The sequence below is a fragment of the Tessaracoccus lapidicaptus genome (assembly GCF_001693815.1).
Lineage (GTDB): Bacteria > Actinomycetota > Actinomycetes > Propionibacteriales > Propionibacteriaceae > Arachnia > Arachnia lapidicapta.
This window is the reverse complement of the sequence record NZ_MBQD01000025.1, coordinates 142,504-157,317: the sequence shown is the minus strand read 5'-3', so window position 1 is coordinate 157,317 and position 14,814 is coordinate 142,504. Positions and strand designations below refer to the sequence as shown.

The window sequence follows — 14,814 nt, the reverse complement described above, 5'->3', positions numbered from 1 at the left end:
CCCCGACCCCTTAGGGTGTGGCCATGGCGGCGTCGAGGTGGGGGTTCGGCCTGGGGACACTCGGCCGCGACATGTTGGCGGCGCTGGTGTCGCTGTATCTGATGTTCTATCTCACCGACGTGCTGCAGATCTCCGGCGCGCAGCTTGGTGTCATCACCGTGATCCTCGTGGCGATGCGGGTCTTCGACGCCGTCAACGACCCGGTCATGGGTGTCGTGGTCGACAACACGCGCACCCGGTGGGGCAAGTTCCGGCCGTGGATCCTCATCGGCGCCGTGCTGTGGGGCGGCGCGTCGCTGCTGATGTTCGCGGACCTGGGCGCCGACGGCTGGGGCTACGTCGCGCTGTTCACCGTCGTCTACCTCGTCTACGAGGTGGCGTACACCGTCAACGACATCTCCTACTGGTCCATGCTGCCCTCGCTGACGCAGGACCAGAAGGAGCGGGAGAAGATCGGCGTCCTCGCGCGGATCTGCGCCAACGTCGGGCTGTTCGCCATGGTCGTGGCGCTGGTGCCGGCCACCCGGGCGTTGGAGGGGCTGCTCGGCTCGGCCGAGGTCGCCTGGTTCACGCTCGCCGCCGTCCTCGTGGTGCTCATGCTCGCCTTCCAGTCCCTCACGCTGCTGTTCACTCGCGAGCAGGTGCCGGCCGGCCCCGAGATGACCCCGCTGCGGGAGCTGTTCGGTGTCATCGCGCGCAACGACCAGCTGCTGTGGGTGACGCTGGCGATGGTGGCGTTCATGTCCGGCTACCTCACCACCGCGTCGTTCGGGCTCTACTACTTCAAGTACGCCTACGGCGACGAGGGCGCCTACCCCGTGTTCGCGGCCATCCTCGGGGTGTCGCAGATCGCCGCGCTCGCCGCGTTCCCGCTCCTGTCGAAGGTCATGACGCGCGGGCGGATCCACCTGGTGGCCACCATCGTCTGCCTGCTGGGCTACCTGGTGTTCATGGTGTCGGGCACCTCGCTGCTGCTGGTGGGCATCGCGGGGGTGCTGGTGTTCGCCGGACAGGGCGCGGTCCAATTGCTCATGGTGATGTTCATCGCGGACTCCGTGGAGTACGGGCACTGGAAGCTGGGCCGCCGCAACGAATCGGTGACCTTCTCGCTGCAGCCCTTCATCTACAAGCTCAGCAACGCGGTCGCGAGCGGTATCGTCGGCATCACGCTGATCTGGTCCGGCATCGACGTCGCCCGGACCGCCGACGACGTCACCGACGCCGGGCTCGGCATCCTCCGCGGTGCCATGCTCGGGCTGCCGATGGCACTGATGGCGGCGAGCTACCTGATCCTCCGCGCCCGGTACCGGCTCGACGAGGAGTTCTACGGCCGCATCGTGGCCGAGCTGAGAGGAGGCGGCCCCCATGCCGCAGATCACTAAGCGTCACACCGTCGCTCACCTGTACCGGCACCCGGTGGGACGCGACGTCATCGACAAGCTCATGCTCCAGACGGGCCTGCCCCGCCGGCTCATCCACCTGATCTCCTGGCTCAAGCTGAGCTGGGTGGAACGGCTCACGCAGCCGCTGACCGGGCCCGGCATGGTCGACGTCGTGCTCGACCTCGTCAACCAGGAGACGGACCGGCCGCTGCGGGGCCGGGCGCCGGAACCGACGCCGTGGTGGCGCGAGGCCGTGTTCTACCAGGTCTATCCGCGGTCGTTCCGCGACGCGGACGGCGACGGCGTCGGCGACATCCGCGGCATCATCAGCAAGCTGGACCACCTCCACGACCTCGGCGTCGACTGCGTGTGGCTCTCGCCGGTGTTCAAGTCGCCGAACCAGGACATGGGCTACGACGTCAGCGACTACCGCGACGTCAACGAGGAGATGGGCACGCTGGAGGACCTCGACGCCCTCATCGCGGGGTGTCACGAGCGCGGCATGCGGCTGATCCTCGACCTCGTGGTCAACCACACATCGGACCAGCACGAGTGGTTCCGCAAGGCCGTCGCGGACCCGGCCGGCCGGTACGGCGGCTACTACTTCATGGTCGAGGGCGACCCTGACACGCCGCCGAACAACTGGACCTCGTTCTTCTCCGGATCGGGGTGGAGTTGGATCCCCGAGGCGAAGCGGTGGGTGCTGCACCTGTTCGCCGACGGCCAGGTGGACCTCAACTGGGACAACAGCGACGTGCGCGACGAGGTCGCCGACATCGTCTCGTTCTGGATGCAGCGCGGCATCGACGGCTTCCGCCTCGACGTCATCAACTACATCTCGAAGCGGGAGGGCCTGCCGGACGGGCACCCGTTCATCGGCGACATCCTCGAGTTCACGGGTGTAGAGCACTACTTCTACGGCCCCCGGCTGCACGAGTTCCTCCGCGGGCTGCGCCGCGACGGCTTCACGCGCCGCGAGCGCCCCGCCTCGACGCCACGCCGCCGTCTCCCCGACGGGACGCTCGGAGACCCGCTGCCTCCGGACATGATCGGCGTGATGGTCGGCGAGACGCCGGGCATCGGCATGGAGCTGGGCCGGCTGCTCAGCGGCTACGGCCGCGGCGAGATGGACCTGATCTTCAACTTCGACGTGTTGGACAACCCCGGCCACACCCGGTGGGACTCGTACCGCTACAAGCTGTACTACCTCAAGCGCTTCTACCGCGCCTACGACTCCCACCTGGCGCCCAACGACTGGATCGCGGTGTTCCTCGACAACCACGACAACCCGCGCATGCTCAGCAAGTTCGGGATGGGCCGGGAGCGCGACCCGCAGGTGCGCACCGCCATCGGCAAGATGCTGGCCACCATCCAGCTCACGATGCGCGGGACGCCGTTCCTGTTCCAGGGCCAGGAACTCGCGGCGATCAACCAGGAGTTCTCCGGCGTCGACGAACTCCGCGACGTCGAGTCCATCAACCGCCACGACGCGCTCATGGGGCGCGGCATGACCCCCGAGGCCGCGTGGGGTCAGATCCTGGCCGGCTCCCGCGACCACTCGCGCGTTCCGATGCGCTGGACCCGCGACGGCGGCTTCACCGACGGCACGCCGTGGCTGGTGGGCACCGACGACGAGCCGGGCTTCTCCGCCGAGGAGCAGGTCGCCGACCCGGACTCGGTGTACTCGTGGCACAAGGCGCTGATCGCGCTGCGCCGGCAGCACCGCTCCCTCACGATCGGCGCCCTCCGGTGGGTGCATCCGCACCACAAGTTCTACTTCGCCTACATCCGCTCGCTGGGCGACGAGAAGTTCCTCATCGAGTGCAACACGTCGTCCAAGCGCCGCAAGCGTCCCCACGTGGGCGGCAGGATCGTGCCGGTGATGGGCGGGCCCCGCCGCGACGTCATGGAGCCGTGGGAGGCGACCGTCAGCCGCATCCGCTGACCGGCGTCACAGGCCCAGGAACGCCCGGAACTCCTCGCACGCCCGCTCGGCGCGCGCCCGGTCCGGCAGCTCGCAGAAGATCCGCAGCAAGGGCTCCGTCCCCGAGAACCGCGCGATGATCCACCCCTCCTCGAACAGCACCTTGCAGCCGTCGAGGTAGGAGGTGCCGGTCACCGGCTCGCTGAACGTGGGGATCCGGTGCTCCTCCAGGAGCGTCGCCAGGATCTCCGGTTTCCGGTCGGGGTCGAAGGCGAAGTCCTCCTCGGCCATGTACCGGGGGGCGAACTGGCTGGTGATGTCGTCGTAGATCTCGCTCATGGGCTTGCCCACCACGGCCATCATCTCCACCAGCAGCGCCGCGGCGTAGATGCCGTCCTTGCCGGCGATGTGCCCGCGCACGGTGAGGCCGCCCGACGACTCGCCGCCGATGACCGCCCCCGTCTCGGCCATCTTCCCTGACACCCACTTGAACCCCACCGGCACCTCGTAGCAGCGCTCCCCGAACCGCTCCGCGACGTCGTCGAGCAGCGACGTCGTCGCGACGTTGCGGACCACCGGGCCGCGCCACCCCTTGTAGCGCAGCAGGTAGTAGTAGAGGATCACCAGCAGCTGGTTGGGGTGCAGGAAGTGGCCGCGGTCGTCGATGATGCCGATGCGGTCCGCGTCGCCGTCGGTGGCGATGCCCAGGTCGCAGCGGTGGTCCACGACGTAGCGCGACAGCGCCTGCAGCGTGTGCGACGTCGGCGACGGCAGCCGCCCGCCGAAGAGCGTGTCGTGGCGGTCGTTGATGACGTCGACCTCGACCCGGGCCGTCAGGAGGATCGTCTGCAGCGAGGTGCGCGACACCCCGAACATGGGGTCCAGGGCGATCTTGAGCTTCGCCTCCCGGATGGCGTCCATGTCGACCTGGGCGATGATGGAGTCGATGTAGCCGTTGAACGTGTCGATCTCCTCGACGGCGCCCGACGCGACGGCCTTCGGGTAGGGCATCGACGCGATCCCGGCCTCGCCCGCGCCCTCGAGCGGCTCCATCCGGCGTTCCAGGTCGTCGGTGACCGTCTCGTCGGCGTCGCGCCCGCCGTGGGTGAACACCTTGATGCCGTTGTAGAGGGCCGGGTTGTGCGAGGCGGTGATGGCCATGCCGTAGGGGCGGTCCTGGTCCTTGACCGTCCACATGATCAGCGGCGTCGGCGCCTGCGCGACCTTGATCACGGCCGTCCGGACCCCGTACCCGGCGAACACCTCGGCGGCCCACTCCGCGGCGATGTCGGAGAGGAACCTGCGGTCGTGGCCGATGACCACCCCGCGGTCCGCCACGCCCTCGTCGATGATCCGCTGCGCCAACGCCGCCGACAGCAGCCGCACGTTGGCGCGGGTGAACTCGTCACCGATGATCGCCCGCCAGCCGCCCGTCCCGAACTTGATCCTCGCCACGTCTCAACCCTAGGCCCGCGGCCTCCCGCGTCGGCGGGAACGCGCACCGCAGTGCGCGAACGCTCAGCGGGGGTGCGCGGACGCGCAGCAGCCCGCCTCAGGCGAGATCGATCAGCTCGGCGTAGTCGTCGCTCCAGAGGTCCTCGACGCCGTCGGGCATCACGAGGACCCGGTCCGGCTCCAGCGCCTCCACGGCTCCCGGGTCGTGGGTGACGAGGACGACGGCGCCCGCGTACGTGCGGATGGCGTTGAGCACCTCGCCGCGCGACGCCGGGTCGAGGTTGTTGGTGGGCTCGTCGAGCAGCAGGACGTTGGCGGCGGACACCACGAGCATCGCCAGCGCCAGGCGGGTCTTCTCGCCGCCGGACAGCACCCCGGCGGGCTTCTCGACGTCGTCACCGGTGAACAGGAACGAGCCGAGCACCTTGCGGACCTCGGTGTCGTTGAGGTTCGGGGAGGCGGACTTCATGTTGTCCAGCACGCTGCGCTTCACGTCGAGCGTCTCGTGCTCCTGCGCGTAGTAGCCGAGCCGGGCGCCGTGACCCAGTTCCACGCGGCCCGACGACGGCGTCTCCATGCCGGCGAGCAGCCGCAGCATGGTCGTCTTCCCGGCGCCGTTGAGCCCCAGGATGACCACCTTCGAGCCCTTGTCGATCGCCAGGTCGACGGCGGTGAAGACCTCCAGCGAGCCGTACGACTTGCTGAGGTCGTGACCCCGCAGCGGCGTCTTGCCGCACGGCGCCGGCTCCGGGAAGCGGATCTTGGCCACCGCATCGGTGCGCCGTTCGCCCTCGACGCCCGCGAGCAGCTTCTCGGCCCGCTTGGCCATGTTCTGCGCCGCGACGGCCTTGGTGGCCTTGGCGCGCATCTTGTCCGCCTGCGCCATCAGCTGCGACGCCTTGCGCTCGGCGTTGGCCAGCTCCCGGCGGCGCCGCTTCTCGTCGGTCTCGCGCTGCTGGAGGTACCGCTTCCAGTCCATGGAGTAGATGTCGAGCTCGGCGCGGTTGGCGTCGAGATGGAACACCTTGTTGACGACCGCCTGCAGCAGCTCGGTGTCGTGCGAGATCACGATGAGGCCGCCGGGGAAGGACTGCAGATACCCGCGCAGCCACACGACGGAGTCGGCGTCGAGGTGGTTGGTGGGCTCGTCCAGGAGCAGGGTGTCGGCGTCGGAGAACAGGATCCGAGCGAGCTCGATACGACGGCGCTGGCCGCCCGAGAGCGTCTTGAGCGGCTGGGTGAGGATGCGGTCCGCCAGGCCGAGGTTGGCGGCGATCCTGGCGGCCTCCGCCTCCGCGGCGTAACCGCCGGCGGCGGTGAACGCGGCCTCGGCGCGCGTGTAGGCCGCCATCGCTTCGTCGCGCTCCGCGCCGTCGCCCGTGGCCATCGCCTCCTCGGCGCGCCGCATGCGGCGGACGACCTGGTCCAGGCCCCGCGCGCCCAGGATGCGGTCGCGGGCGATCTGCTCCGGGTCCCCGGAGCGCGGGTCCTGCGGCAGGTAGCCGAACTGTCCGGAGCGGTTCACGGTCCCGCCGGCGGGGATGCCCTCACCGGCCAGGATGCGCGTGAGCGTGGTCTTCCCCGCCCCGTTGCGGCCCACGAGCCCGATTCGATCGCCCGCGATGACCTGGAAGGACACCGGGGACAGCAGCAGCCTGGCGCCCGCGCGCACCTCGATGTCCTTGACCTGTAGCACCTGGTCAGTCTGCTAGGCGCGCGGGCGCAGGGCAAACCGGGACGGTCAGGCTGGGAGACGCGCGCGACGGCGACCGGTGAGCAGGGCGTCGGCGATGAAGACCGCGACCGCCGCCCAGACGAGCGCAAAACCGGCCCACCGGGCAGGCGGCATCGGCTCGTGGAACACCAGCCAGCCCAGGAGGAACTGCCCGATGGGGGCCAGGTACTGGAGGATGGCGATCGTGACCATCGACACGCGCCGCGCCGCCGCGGCGAAGAGCAGGAGCGGCACGGCGGTGACGATGCCGGTGGCGGCCAGGAGCAGGGCGTAGCCGCCGTCGGCGGTGCTCTGGCCGGTCATGGCCAGGTACCCGAGGTAGCCGAGGGCGACGGGGGCGACCGCGCCGGTTTCGATCGCGAGCCCGGGTAGGGCCCCGACGGAGCGGCCTGCCACCTTCTTCACCAGCGAGTAGAGGCCGAACGATCCCGCCAGCGTCAGCGCGATCCACGGTAGCTCGCCGTAGCCGACCACCATGACGACCACCGAGGCCACCCCGAAGGCCATGGCCGTCCACTGCAGCGGCCGGAGCCGCTCCCCCAGCACGAGGATCCCGAGCGCCGCGACCGCCAGGGGGTTGATGAAGTAGCCCAGGGCCGTCTCGAGGGTCCGCTCGCTGAGGACCGCGAAGACGTACGTCCCCCAGTTGACGACGATGAGCCCTCCGGCGACGGCGAGCGCCGCGACGAGCCTGCGGTCCGCGAGGGCTGCCCGCAGCTGCGGCCACTGCCCGAGCAGGCCGATGAGGACGAGGCAGAACACGAGCGACCACGTAGCCCGGTGAGCGACCACCTCGACGGCACCGGACCGGCCGAAGAGCTGGAAGAAGAGCGGGAAGAGCCCCCAGAGGCCGTAGGCCGCCAGGCCGTAGCCGAGTCCGGCCCTCGAATCAGTGTTCATCGCCCGCCGAGCATATCCCTGTCAGTCGGATGCCCGGCGACCCCGGCCCGCGGGGCCTACCTGTCCACCGCGCTGCCGATGAACCCGATGATCTCGCGCTCCCAGTGCTCGGCGTGCGAGTCGTTGACGCCGTGGGGGCCACCGTGGATCACGACCAGTTCCGAGTCCGGCACGAAGTCGGCCATCCGCCGGCTGGACTTGTCGATCGGCACGTTGATGTCTCCGTCCCCGTGGATGACGAGGGTGGGGACGTCGATGGCGTGGCAGTCGGCCCGCAGGTCTGTGGCCCAGAGCAGGATGGTGTCGACGGCCATCCGGGGGTCGGACTGCCGAGCGATCTCCACCGCGCGGGCCCGCACGTCGTCGTCGACCTGGAGGCCGCCGTCGGAGGTGCTGTAGAACCAGGTGACGAACTGCTCGAGGAACCCGTCGCGGTCCTCGGCGCACTGGTCGGCCATGCCCTGGAAGCCGTCGAACGGCATCGCGCCGTCGGGGTTGTCGTCGGTGATGCACAGCGCGGGAGTGATCGAGCCGGAGAACACCGCCCCCGCGATGCGGGAAGACCCGTGCCGCGTGAAGTAGCGCGCGACCTCTCCCCCGCCCATCGAGAAGCCGAGCAGCACGGCGCCGTGGAGGTCGAGATGTCCGATGAGCCCGGCGAGGTCGTCGGCGAGCAGGTCGTAGTCCACCTCGGTGTCGGGCTTGTCCGAGCGGCCGAAGCCACGCCGGTCGTACGCGATGACCCGCAGGCCGGCCTCGACGAAGGCGGGGATGTTGCGGGCGAACGCCTGGCCCGACAGCGGCCAGCCGTGGACCAGGACGAGCGGCCGGCCGGGGCCGCCGGTGTCGGTGTAGTGCAGCCGGACGTCGTCGGCAGTCGTGAACGTGGGCATCGTCGCCTCCCGGAGTTGTTGAGTCCTGTCCGTGGTCAGAAGGCTAATCCCTGAACGGGGTCCTGGCCTAGGTTGTGGGACATGACGCAGCCGACTGTCGCGCCCCCGATCCGGGTCGTGCTCGCCGAGGACGACCCTCTGGCGCAGCAGGCCATCGCCACCTACCTCATGCGCACGGCCGACATCGAGCTCGTCGGGAGCGCCTCCGACGGCGCCGAGGCGCTGGACCTGGCCCGCCGGCTGGAGCCCGACGTCGTGATCGTGGACATCCACCTGCCGACGCTCGACGGCATCGAGCTGACCGCCCGCCTCACCGCGCCACCCTCGACGATGCGCGTGGTCTGCTTCACCGCGCTCGGCGACGACCGGGTCATGCACCGCGCGCTCACCGCGGGGGCGTCCGGCTTCCTGCTGAAGTCCGACAGCCCCGGGCTCATCCTGCACGGCGTGCGCAGCGCCTTCAGCGGGGACGCCCTCGTGTCCCCGAAGCTGGTGGCGAAGATCCTCGCGTCGGGCCGGGCGCGCTCTGCCCCGCCCCCGTCGCTCAGCCGCATCGACCGCGACATCATGCGCCTCGTGGGCCGCGGCCGCAGCAACGCCGAGATCGCCGACGAGCTCTACCTGGCCCCGAGCACGGTCAAGACCTACGTCAGCCGCCTGCTCGGCCGGCTCGGCAAGCCCAATCGCGCGGCGCTGGCCGCCCAGGCCCACGAGTGGGGGCTGGTGGACGACTGATCGGGCGTAGACGAAAGTTGATGATGTGTCCACCATCGGCCATTCGCTCGTCGGCCGGCCCGGCGTGATGACCGTCCCGGGCGTCTAGCGTCGCCGGCGGAGCCCGACGAAAGGACACAGCATGCTCGACCATCTCGCCGACCCGACCGTGACCGACGCCATCGCCCTGGTGACGACGACCACCGCCTTCCACCGCCCCCTCATCAAGCGCCTGGCGCGGCAACTGGCGCCCACGCACCAGTGGTACTGCCTGCTCATCCCGTACCTCTGCCCGCACCGGTAGACGTCCTAGACTCGCCGCATGACAAGCGCGGCGCCCTCTGTCGACACCCGGTGGGCCGAGCCCGCCATGGCGGTGTTGGCGCTGGCGTTCGCGCTCGTCGTGCAGCCGGACCAGGGGCTGCCCGCCCGCCTGCTGACCCTCACGCTCTGTCTGGGCGCCGGGCTCTCGGCCATGGTGCCCCGCGTGGCGTCGGTGCTCACGGTCGCCTCGCTCCTGTCCTTCCTCGCCCTGCCGGCGGCCGACGTCAGCGTGGCAGGCCTGGCCAGCTTCATCAACGTCTTCGCAGCCATCCGGCTTGACCTGCGCTGGAAGGTCCCGCTCGTCGCGCTGCTGAGCTGCTCGGCGTACGCCACGATGGTGTGGCACTCGTCGACGTCGCTGCGCGACCACCTCATCTCCGCGGCCTTCGTGCTGGTGCTCGCGGCGCTCGCCATCGGGGCGGGCAGCGTCTGGCGGGTGGCCGCCGGCCGCGTGCTGCGCGAGCGCGAGGTGGCCGACGAGCGCGTCGCGGAACTGCGGGCGGCCCTGGCGCGGGACCTGCACGACACCGTCGCCCAGACCCTCTCCCACGCCGCCATGCGCGCCCACATGCTCGCGCTGTCGGCGGAGGTGACGGACGAGATCCGCGCGGGGCTGGGCCAGATCGCGGAGGAGTGCTCCTCGTCGGCGCACGACCTGCGTCAACTGCTCTCCACGCTGCGGGAGCACGACGGACCCCCACCCGGGTTCGTCGGTCCCCTCGCCGACGCCGACACGCTCGCCGCCGCCGTCGAGGAGCAGGCGCAGCGCCTGCGCGACCACGGGTTCATGGCGACCACCGAGGTGCGGATCGGCCCGGTGAGTTCGGCCCGGGCGACGACGCTGGCCAAGGTGACCGTCGAGGCCGCCTCCAACATGATCAAGCACGCCGCCGCCGGTACGCAGTGCCACCTGTCCATCACCGAGGACGACGACGACCTCATCGCCGTCTTCAGCAACCGAACGACGGCCTCGCGCGTCAATCCGCGCGGCCTCGGCCTCATCGGCATCGAGGAGCGGGCCGGGCTGCTGCGCGGGACCTGTCGGGTCGTGCGCGACGCCGGCTGGTGGCACGTCCGGGTGCGTCTCCCGCACGGGTACGAGGTCGCGCAGTCGGATCCTGCGGGGCGCTGACCTGCCGGGACTACCTTCCGGCCAGGCCTGATCTACCTTCGGCGACATCTCGCCGCCGCACCCGTGACGTGGTGCGATCCCTGCGATGGAGTGGTGTCCGAGGGCGACACCGGAGGCGCGCCACCCATGGCCGGCGGAATCCTCGCAGTGCACACCACCGAACGAAGGAACAACTATGAACGCAACGCTCGCCGCCGTCTCCAGCGCCCCGCTGGGATCCCTGATCAAGACGAAGTTCGACACCGCCGTCGTCCGCTACGACGCCTGGTTCCTCGTCTTCGTCGCCGTCATCCTGGCCCTCGCCGCCGCCCTGCTCGCCGGCATGGCCATCTGGTGCGTCGTCAACCAGAAGGGTCGGTTCACCGGCAACTGGTACTGGAAGAGCGGCTGGCAGGTCGCCCTCGAGTGCCGCCGTTGATCCCGTCCCTCCGCTGACCCCCCGGGGCGGGCCGGACCTCCGGCCCGCCCCTCCCCCACGTAAGGAGCATCATGAACCTCTCGCACGTGCTGCAGGTGTCGGGCGTCAGCTACGCCTACGGAGGCGGCCCCCGGGTCCTGCACGATGTCAGCCTCCACGTGGGCCGCGGCGAGATCGTCGGTCTGGTCGGCCCGAACGGGTCGGGGAAGTCGACCCTCATCACGCTCATCTTCGACCTCCTGAAGCTGCGCACCGGCTCCATCACCATCGACGGCGCACCGCACCGCCTCCGCTCCGGGCGGCAGCAGGCGCAGTACCTCTCGAGCAACGACCATCTGCCGGAGTTCCTCCGGGCCGCCGAATACCTGGACCTGCTCGCCGGCCTGTATGGCTCGCGCGTCGACCGGGCGGCGGCGGCCGCGTTGTTCGACCGCTACGGGATGAAGGGCCGGCTGCCGCATCTCATGGAGGACTTCTCGCACGGCATGCGCAAGAAGACCCAGCTGATCTCGGCCTTCCTCAACCGGCGGCCCCTAACCGTCATCGACGAGACCCTCAACGGCATCGACATCGAGGCGCTGTACCTCGTCGAGAGAGAGCTGCTGCGGATGCGCTCCGAGGGGCTGGGTGTCCTGCTGTGTTCCCACGACTTCTCCATGCTGGAGCGCGTCGCGGACCGCATCGTCTTCCTCGACTTCGGGCACGTGATCAGCGACGTCACCCTCGACGACCTGCGCGCGTCCGGCCGCGACGTCGCGGCGTTGGTGATGTCCCACCTGGACGAGCGGACCCTCCAGTGATCGGGAGCCTCCGCCGGGTGGCGGCGTGCACGGGCATGCTCGCCCGGTACTTCTCGCGCCGCGCCCTCGCGATGGGGCCGCTGCGCTCCTGGGCGGCGCGGGGCCTCATCCTCCTCACCATGGTCGCGTTTGTGGTGGGCGCGGCGGTGGTGGCCTACCAGTTCATGCGGCCGGTGGGCTCGGAGCTGGGCGTCTGGCGCTACGTCTTCGACCTGACCTCGGTGTCGGTGGCGATGATCGTCCTCGGCATCTTCATGGCCCTGCGGCTGCTGGTGGGCGGGGCTTCCGCCGTGCTGGACTTCACGGCCCAGCTCCCGGTCAGTCACCGTGAGCGACGCGGCGCGCTGCTCGCCTTCGAGGCCACCACCCTGGTCCTCATCACGGCCGTCCTCATGGCGGCGATGGGCATCTCCTCGACCATGATCCTCGGGCCCCGCGGGGTGCTGCTCGCCACCACCCCGATCGTGACCGGCGTCGTCGTGTATCTCGTGGTCACCATCGCGCACAACGCCGGCGACCTCCTCCTCACCCTGCTCGGGCTGCGCCGGGTCCGCTCCACGGTCCTGCTGCTGGTGACGTTCGCGGCCCTGCTGTGGCTCAATGCGCGGCTGGTGTCGCTGGTGGGGGCGGTGTCGCTGCCCGACGCCCCAGGCGGCCGCGCCCTCATCGGGCTCAACCTCATGCCCTGGCTCCTCCACACGTACGGGCCGTGGGCCTATGTCCTCGGGGCGGGCGGCCTCGTGGCCGTGCTCGCCCTGGCCGCGGTGCTCACCGCCCCGAACGCGCACCCGAGCCACCACCGCTTCGTCAATCTCGCCCTGCCGGTGCGCACGTCGGGTCCGTGGGGCGTCCACCTCGCGTACGCGCTCCGCAATCAGCACCTGTGGTTGGGGGTGTCGTTGGCGGCGGCCCTGTTCGCCTATCTGGCCGGGACCGCGTCGGTCCACCCCTTGTGGTCGGCCGCGCTGCTGTCCTTCCCCGGGATGTACCACTACGGCAACACGCGCGCCCTGCGCATCCTGCATCCCGAGCGGGGCCCCTGGTCGATCTGGCTACGCATGGTGGGCTGTCAGACGGCCGTCGTCGGGGTGTTCCTGGCAGCAGGGTTCGGCGTTCTGGCGCTCGCACGGCCCGAGCTCCTCGCCGGATCCTCCGAGCCGGTCCTCGGCACGGTGGCCGCGGTCGTCTTCGCCGTCCTCGTCGGGTCCGCATTCCCGGCCGAGAACGACAACCCCTTCAGCGCCCTGCTCGGGTCGCTGGTCCTGGCACTGATCCTGGCGTTCGTCGGGATCCTCACGGGCCTGCTGCAGCTCCCGGCCGCGGCCACCGTGCCGCTGCTTGCCGCCCTCGCCGCGCTGGCCGCCGTGGTCAGCGTGTGGTCCATCCACGTTCACGAAACAAGGAGTCGCCATGACGTACCTCAAGCTCTCGCTGTATAGCCTCGTCGCCGGACTCGTCACGACCGTCGCGCTGGCCGCGTTCAGCCTGCTCGGGCTCATGGCGGCCACCCCCGACGTGGGGCGGCGCGTCGAGGGGTTCTTCGGCGCGGTGTTCTTCGAGACGGTGCCGCTGGATGCCGACGCGTTCACTATGAACGTCGGGGTGGCCTCGGGTTGGCCCCTGCTGATCTCGACGCTGGTCGTCGCCGGCTTCGTCTTCGTGACCGTGGTGATCTTCCGCTGGCTGAAGAGCTACCGCGCGGGGCTGCTCAGCGGCGCCGCGTGACGTCGGCCCTGGTCGCCGTCGCCCGCGCCGTCGTCCTGGCCGGGTGGCCGCTGGTGGCCGCAACGGCGGGCTTCTGGTTGCTGGCCGTCGCCGCCCACCTCGGCGCGGGAGCCGGTTGGCTGTACGAACTGGCCTGGCAGGTCACGCTCGTCCTGGTGATCGGAGCGCTGGGGTCATTCGTGGTGCACGAGTGCGGTCATGTCGCGGTGCTTCTCTCGCGCGGCGGGAGCAGCTCCGTGGTGGTGGAGCGCACATGGTGGCGGATCTCCGTCACCCCGGTCGGCGACCTCACCCCCAAACGCGCGGTGGTGGCCGCTGTGGCCGGGCCCGGGGCCGCGGCCCTGGTCGGGTTCGCCACCCTCGCAGCAGGCCTGCCGCCCGCCGTCGGCTGGCTCCACCTGGCGCACCTCGTGTTCCTGCTGCCGGTCTTCGGCGACGGCCGGGTCGTGCTGGCTCACGCCCTGGCCACGAGAGAAGGGGCCTGACCGCTCAGAGGTTGTAGCCGATCGCGCGCAGCTGCTCGCGACCGTCCTCGGTGATCGCCTCGAGCGTCCACGGCGGCAGCCACACCCAGTTGATCGTCACGGAGTTCACCAACCCGTCGAGCACATACTTGGTGTCGTATTCGATCTTGTCGGTCAGCGGGCAGGTCGGCGAGGTCAAGGTCATGTCGATCGTCGCGTTCGCGTGCTCGTCGACCTGGACACCGTAGACGAGGCCGAGGTCGACGACGTTGACCATGAGCTCAGGGTCGACGACGTCCTTCATCGCCTCGAGGATCTCGTCCTCGGTCGGGGCGGCACTCACCTGGGCCGTCGGCTGGGCGAGATCGACCTCCGGCAGCTCGTCCTTGACGAGATCGCTGGGCCGCTGTTCTGGGGTGTACATGGTGCTCCTAGTGGGTGACGAGGGTCTCGACACGGATGAGCGGCTGACGCCGCGCGCCCGGCTCAACCAGCGGGAGAGGGGTCTGACTGGTGGGCGGTTGCCTGGAGGGTCGCGTCGCGCAGCGCGGACCAGCCGAGCAGCGCGCACTTGACCCGGGCGGGGAACTTGGAGACGCCGGCGAACGCGATGGCGTCCTCGAACACGTCTTCGTCGGGCTCGATGCGGCCCTGGCTCTGCATCATCTCCAGGAACTTGTCGTGGAGGTCCAGCGCGTGGGCCGTCGAGTCGCCGATCAGCAGGTCCGTCATCACGGAGGTGGACGCCTGCGAGATGGAGCAGCCCTCCCCCTCGTACGAGATGTCACGGATGGTGTCGCCGTCGAGGTGCACCCGCAGCGTGAGCTCGTCCCCGCAGGACGGGTTCACGTGGTGGACCTGAACGTCGTAGGGCTCGCGGAGCCCGGAGTGGTGCTTCTCGCGGTAGTGATCGAGGATGATCGTCTGGTAGAGCTCGTCGATGTTCAT

General features: G+C 70.1%; 16 protein-coding genes. 10 read left to right on the top strand and 6 right to left on the bottom strand.

All coding sequences use genetic code 11. The annotated features are described in order from the left end of the window. Positions 1 to 23: 23 nt before the first annotated feature. Positions 24 to 1,382: a glycoside-pentoside-hexuronide (GPH):cation symporter gene (locus tag BCR15_RS12480; RefSeq protein WP_068752542.1), complete on the top strand. Its 1,359-nt coding sequence runs from the start codon at positions 24 to 26 to the stop codon at positions 1,380 to 1,382. Beyond that, entirely contained in the window at positions 1,366 to 3,327 is a 1,962-nt protein-coding gene (locus tag BCR15_RS12475) for a glycoside hydrolase family 13 protein (RefSeq protein WP_068752541.1), read from the top strand. The genes BCR15_RS12480 and BCR15_RS12475 overlap by 17 nt, the downstream gene beginning before the upstream one ends. A 6-nt stretch (positions 3,328 to 3,333) precedes the next feature. Here BCR15_RS12475 and BCR15_RS12470 read toward each other — a convergent pair whose 3' ends face one another. The 4 genes from BCR15_RS12470 to BCR15_RS12455 form a co-directional block, all read right to left on the bottom strand. Further along, positions 3,334 to 4,761 carry a phosphoglucomutase/phosphomannomutase family protein gene (locus BCR15_RS12470; protein WP_068752540.1) on the bottom strand — a complete coding sequence of 476 codons (1,428 nt, stop codon included), beginning with the start codon at positions 4,759 to 4,761 and terminating at the stop codon, positions 3,334 to 3,336. A gap of 97 nt (positions 4,762 to 4,858) precedes the next feature. Beyond that, on the bottom strand, positions 4,859 to 6,457 hold the full coding sequence (gene abc-f, locus BCR15_RS12465; protein ID WP_068752539.1) for a ribosomal protection-like ABC-F family protein: 1,599 nt from the start codon (positions 6,455 to 6,457) through the stop codon (positions 4,859 to 4,861). A gap of 45 nt (positions 6,458 to 6,502) precedes the next feature. After that, positions 6,503 to 7,396, bottom strand: a complete 894-nt coding sequence (rarD, locus tag BCR15_RS12460) for an EamA family transporter RarD (protein ID WP_068752538.1) — start codon at positions 7,394 to 7,396, stop codon at positions 6,503 to 6,505. A gap of 56 nt (positions 7,397 to 7,452) precedes the next feature. Beyond that, positions 7,453 to 8,289, bottom strand: coding sequence for an alpha/beta fold hydrolase (locus tag BCR15_RS12455; RefSeq protein ID WP_068752537.1), 837 nt, complete (start codon positions 8,287 to 8,289; stop codon positions 7,453 to 7,455). Between the two features lie 81 nt (positions 8,290 to 8,370). Between BCR15_RS12455 and BCR15_RS12450 the strand changes: the two genes are divergently transcribed. From BCR15_RS12450 to BCR15_RS12420, 8 genes are all read left to right on the top strand, one after another. Next, entirely contained in the window at positions 8,371 to 9,024 is a 654-nt protein-coding gene (locus BCR15_RS12450; protein ID WP_068752536.1) for a response regulator transcription factor, read from the top strand. 121 nt (positions 9,025 to 9,145) lie between these two features. Beyond that, positions 9,146 to 9,307, top strand: a complete 162-nt coding sequence (locus tag BCR15_RS14995; RefSeq protein ID WP_153302427.1) for a hypothetical protein — start codon at positions 9,146 to 9,148, stop codon at positions 9,305 to 9,307. A gap of 18 nt (positions 9,308 to 9,325) precedes the next feature. Continuing rightward, positions 9,326 to 10,459 carry a sensor histidine kinase gene (locus BCR15_RS12445; protein ID WP_068752535.1) on the top strand — a complete coding sequence of 378 codons (1,134 nt, stop codon included), beginning with the start codon at positions 9,326 to 9,328 and terminating at the stop codon, positions 10,457 to 10,459. Positions 10,460 to 10,634: 175 nt separating this feature from the next. Continuing rightward, entirely contained in the window at positions 10,635 to 10,877 is a 243-nt protein-coding gene (locus tag BCR15_RS12440) for a hypothetical protein (protein ID WP_068752534.1), read from the top strand. Between the two features lie 71 nt (positions 10,878 to 10,948). After that, positions 10,949 to 11,677 (top strand): ATP-binding cassette domain-containing protein, encoded by a 729-nt coding sequence (locus BCR15_RS12435; RefSeq protein WP_068752533.1) that lies wholly within the window; start codon positions 10,949 to 10,951, stop codon positions 11,675 to 11,677. A 17-nt stretch (positions 11,678 to 11,694) separates the two neighbouring features. Then, on the top strand, positions 11,695 to 13,116 hold the full coding sequence (locus tag BCR15_RS12430) for a hypothetical protein (RefSeq protein WP_141680133.1): 1,422 nt from the start codon (positions 11,695 to 11,697) through the stop codon (positions 13,114 to 13,116). After that, positions 13,088 to 13,402 (top strand): hypothetical protein, encoded by a 315-nt coding sequence (locus BCR15_RS12425; protein WP_068752531.1) that lies wholly within the window; start codon positions 13,088 to 13,090, stop codon positions 13,400 to 13,402. The genes BCR15_RS12430 and BCR15_RS12425 overlap by 29 nt, the downstream gene beginning before the upstream one ends. Continuing rightward, positions 13,399 to 13,887 carry a hypothetical protein gene (locus BCR15_RS12420; protein WP_068752530.1) on the top strand — a complete coding sequence of 163 codons (489 nt, stop codon included), beginning with the start codon at positions 13,399 to 13,401 and terminating at the stop codon, positions 13,885 to 13,887. Before BCR15_RS12425 ends, BCR15_RS12420 begins: the two co-directional genes overlap by 4 nt. 4 nt (positions 13,888 to 13,891) lie before the next feature. Here BCR15_RS12420 and BCR15_RS12415 read toward each other — a convergent pair whose 3' ends face one another. Continuing rightward, positions 13,892 to 14,290 (bottom strand): metal-sulfur cluster assembly factor, encoded by a 399-nt coding sequence (locus tag BCR15_RS12415; RefSeq protein ID WP_068752529.1) that lies wholly within the window; start codon positions 14,288 to 14,290, stop codon positions 13,892 to 13,894. Between the two features lie 62 nt (positions 14,291 to 14,352). Continuing rightward, entirely contained in the window at positions 14,353 to 14,814 is a 462-nt protein-coding gene (sufU, locus tag BCR15_RS12410) for a Fe-S cluster assembly sulfur transfer protein SufU (protein WP_068752528.1), read from the bottom strand.

Bases quoted from the DNA above. Each gene is read 5' to 3' on its own strand.
- BCR15_RS12450 (WP_068752536.1), top strand. From the start codon at position 8,371: ATGACGCAGCCGACTGTCGCGCCCCCGATCCGGGTCGTGCTCGCCGAG.
- BCR15_RS12475 (WP_068752541.1), top strand. From the start codon at position 1,366: ATGCCGCAGATCACTAAGCGTCACACCGTCGCTCACCTGTACCGGCAC.
- BCR15_RS12425 (WP_068752531.1), top strand. From the start codon at position 13,088: ATGACGTACCTCAAGCTCTCGCTGTATAGCCTCGTCGCCGGACTCGTC.
- BCR15_RS12455 (WP_068752537.1), bottom strand. From the start codon at position 8,289: ATGCCCACGTTCACGACTGCCGACGACGTCCGGCTGCACTACACCGAC.
- BCR15_RS14995 (WP_153302427.1), top strand. From the start codon at position 9,146: ATGCTCGACCATCTCGCCGACCCGACCGTGACCGACGCCATCGCCCTG.
- sufU (WP_068752528.1), bottom strand. From the start codon at position 14,814: ATGAACATCGACGAGCTCTACCAGACGATCATCCTCGATCACTACCGC.
- BCR15_RS12435 (WP_068752533.1), top strand. From the start codon at position 10,949: ATGAACCTCTCGCACGTGCTGCAGGTGTCGGGCGTCAGCTACGCCTAC.
- rarD (WP_068752538.1), bottom strand. From the start codon at position 7,396: ATGAACACTGATTCGAGGGCCGGACTCGGCTACGGCCTGGCGGCCTAC.
- BCR15_RS12480 (WP_068752542.1), top strand. From the start codon at position 24: ATGGCGGCGTCGAGGTGGGGGTTCGGCCTGGGGACACTCGGCCGCGAC.
- BCR15_RS12445 (WP_068752535.1), top strand. From the start codon at position 9,326: ATGACAAGCGCGGCGCCCTCTGTCGACACCCGGTGGGCCGAGCCCGCC.
- BCR15_RS12440 (WP_068752534.1), top strand. From the start codon at position 10,635: ATGAACGCAACGCTCGCCGCCGTCTCCAGCGCCCCGCTGGGATCCCTG.
- BCR15_RS12415 (WP_068752529.1), bottom strand. From the start codon at position 14,290: ATGTACACCCCAGAACAGCGGCCCAGCGATCTCGTCAAGGACGAGCTG.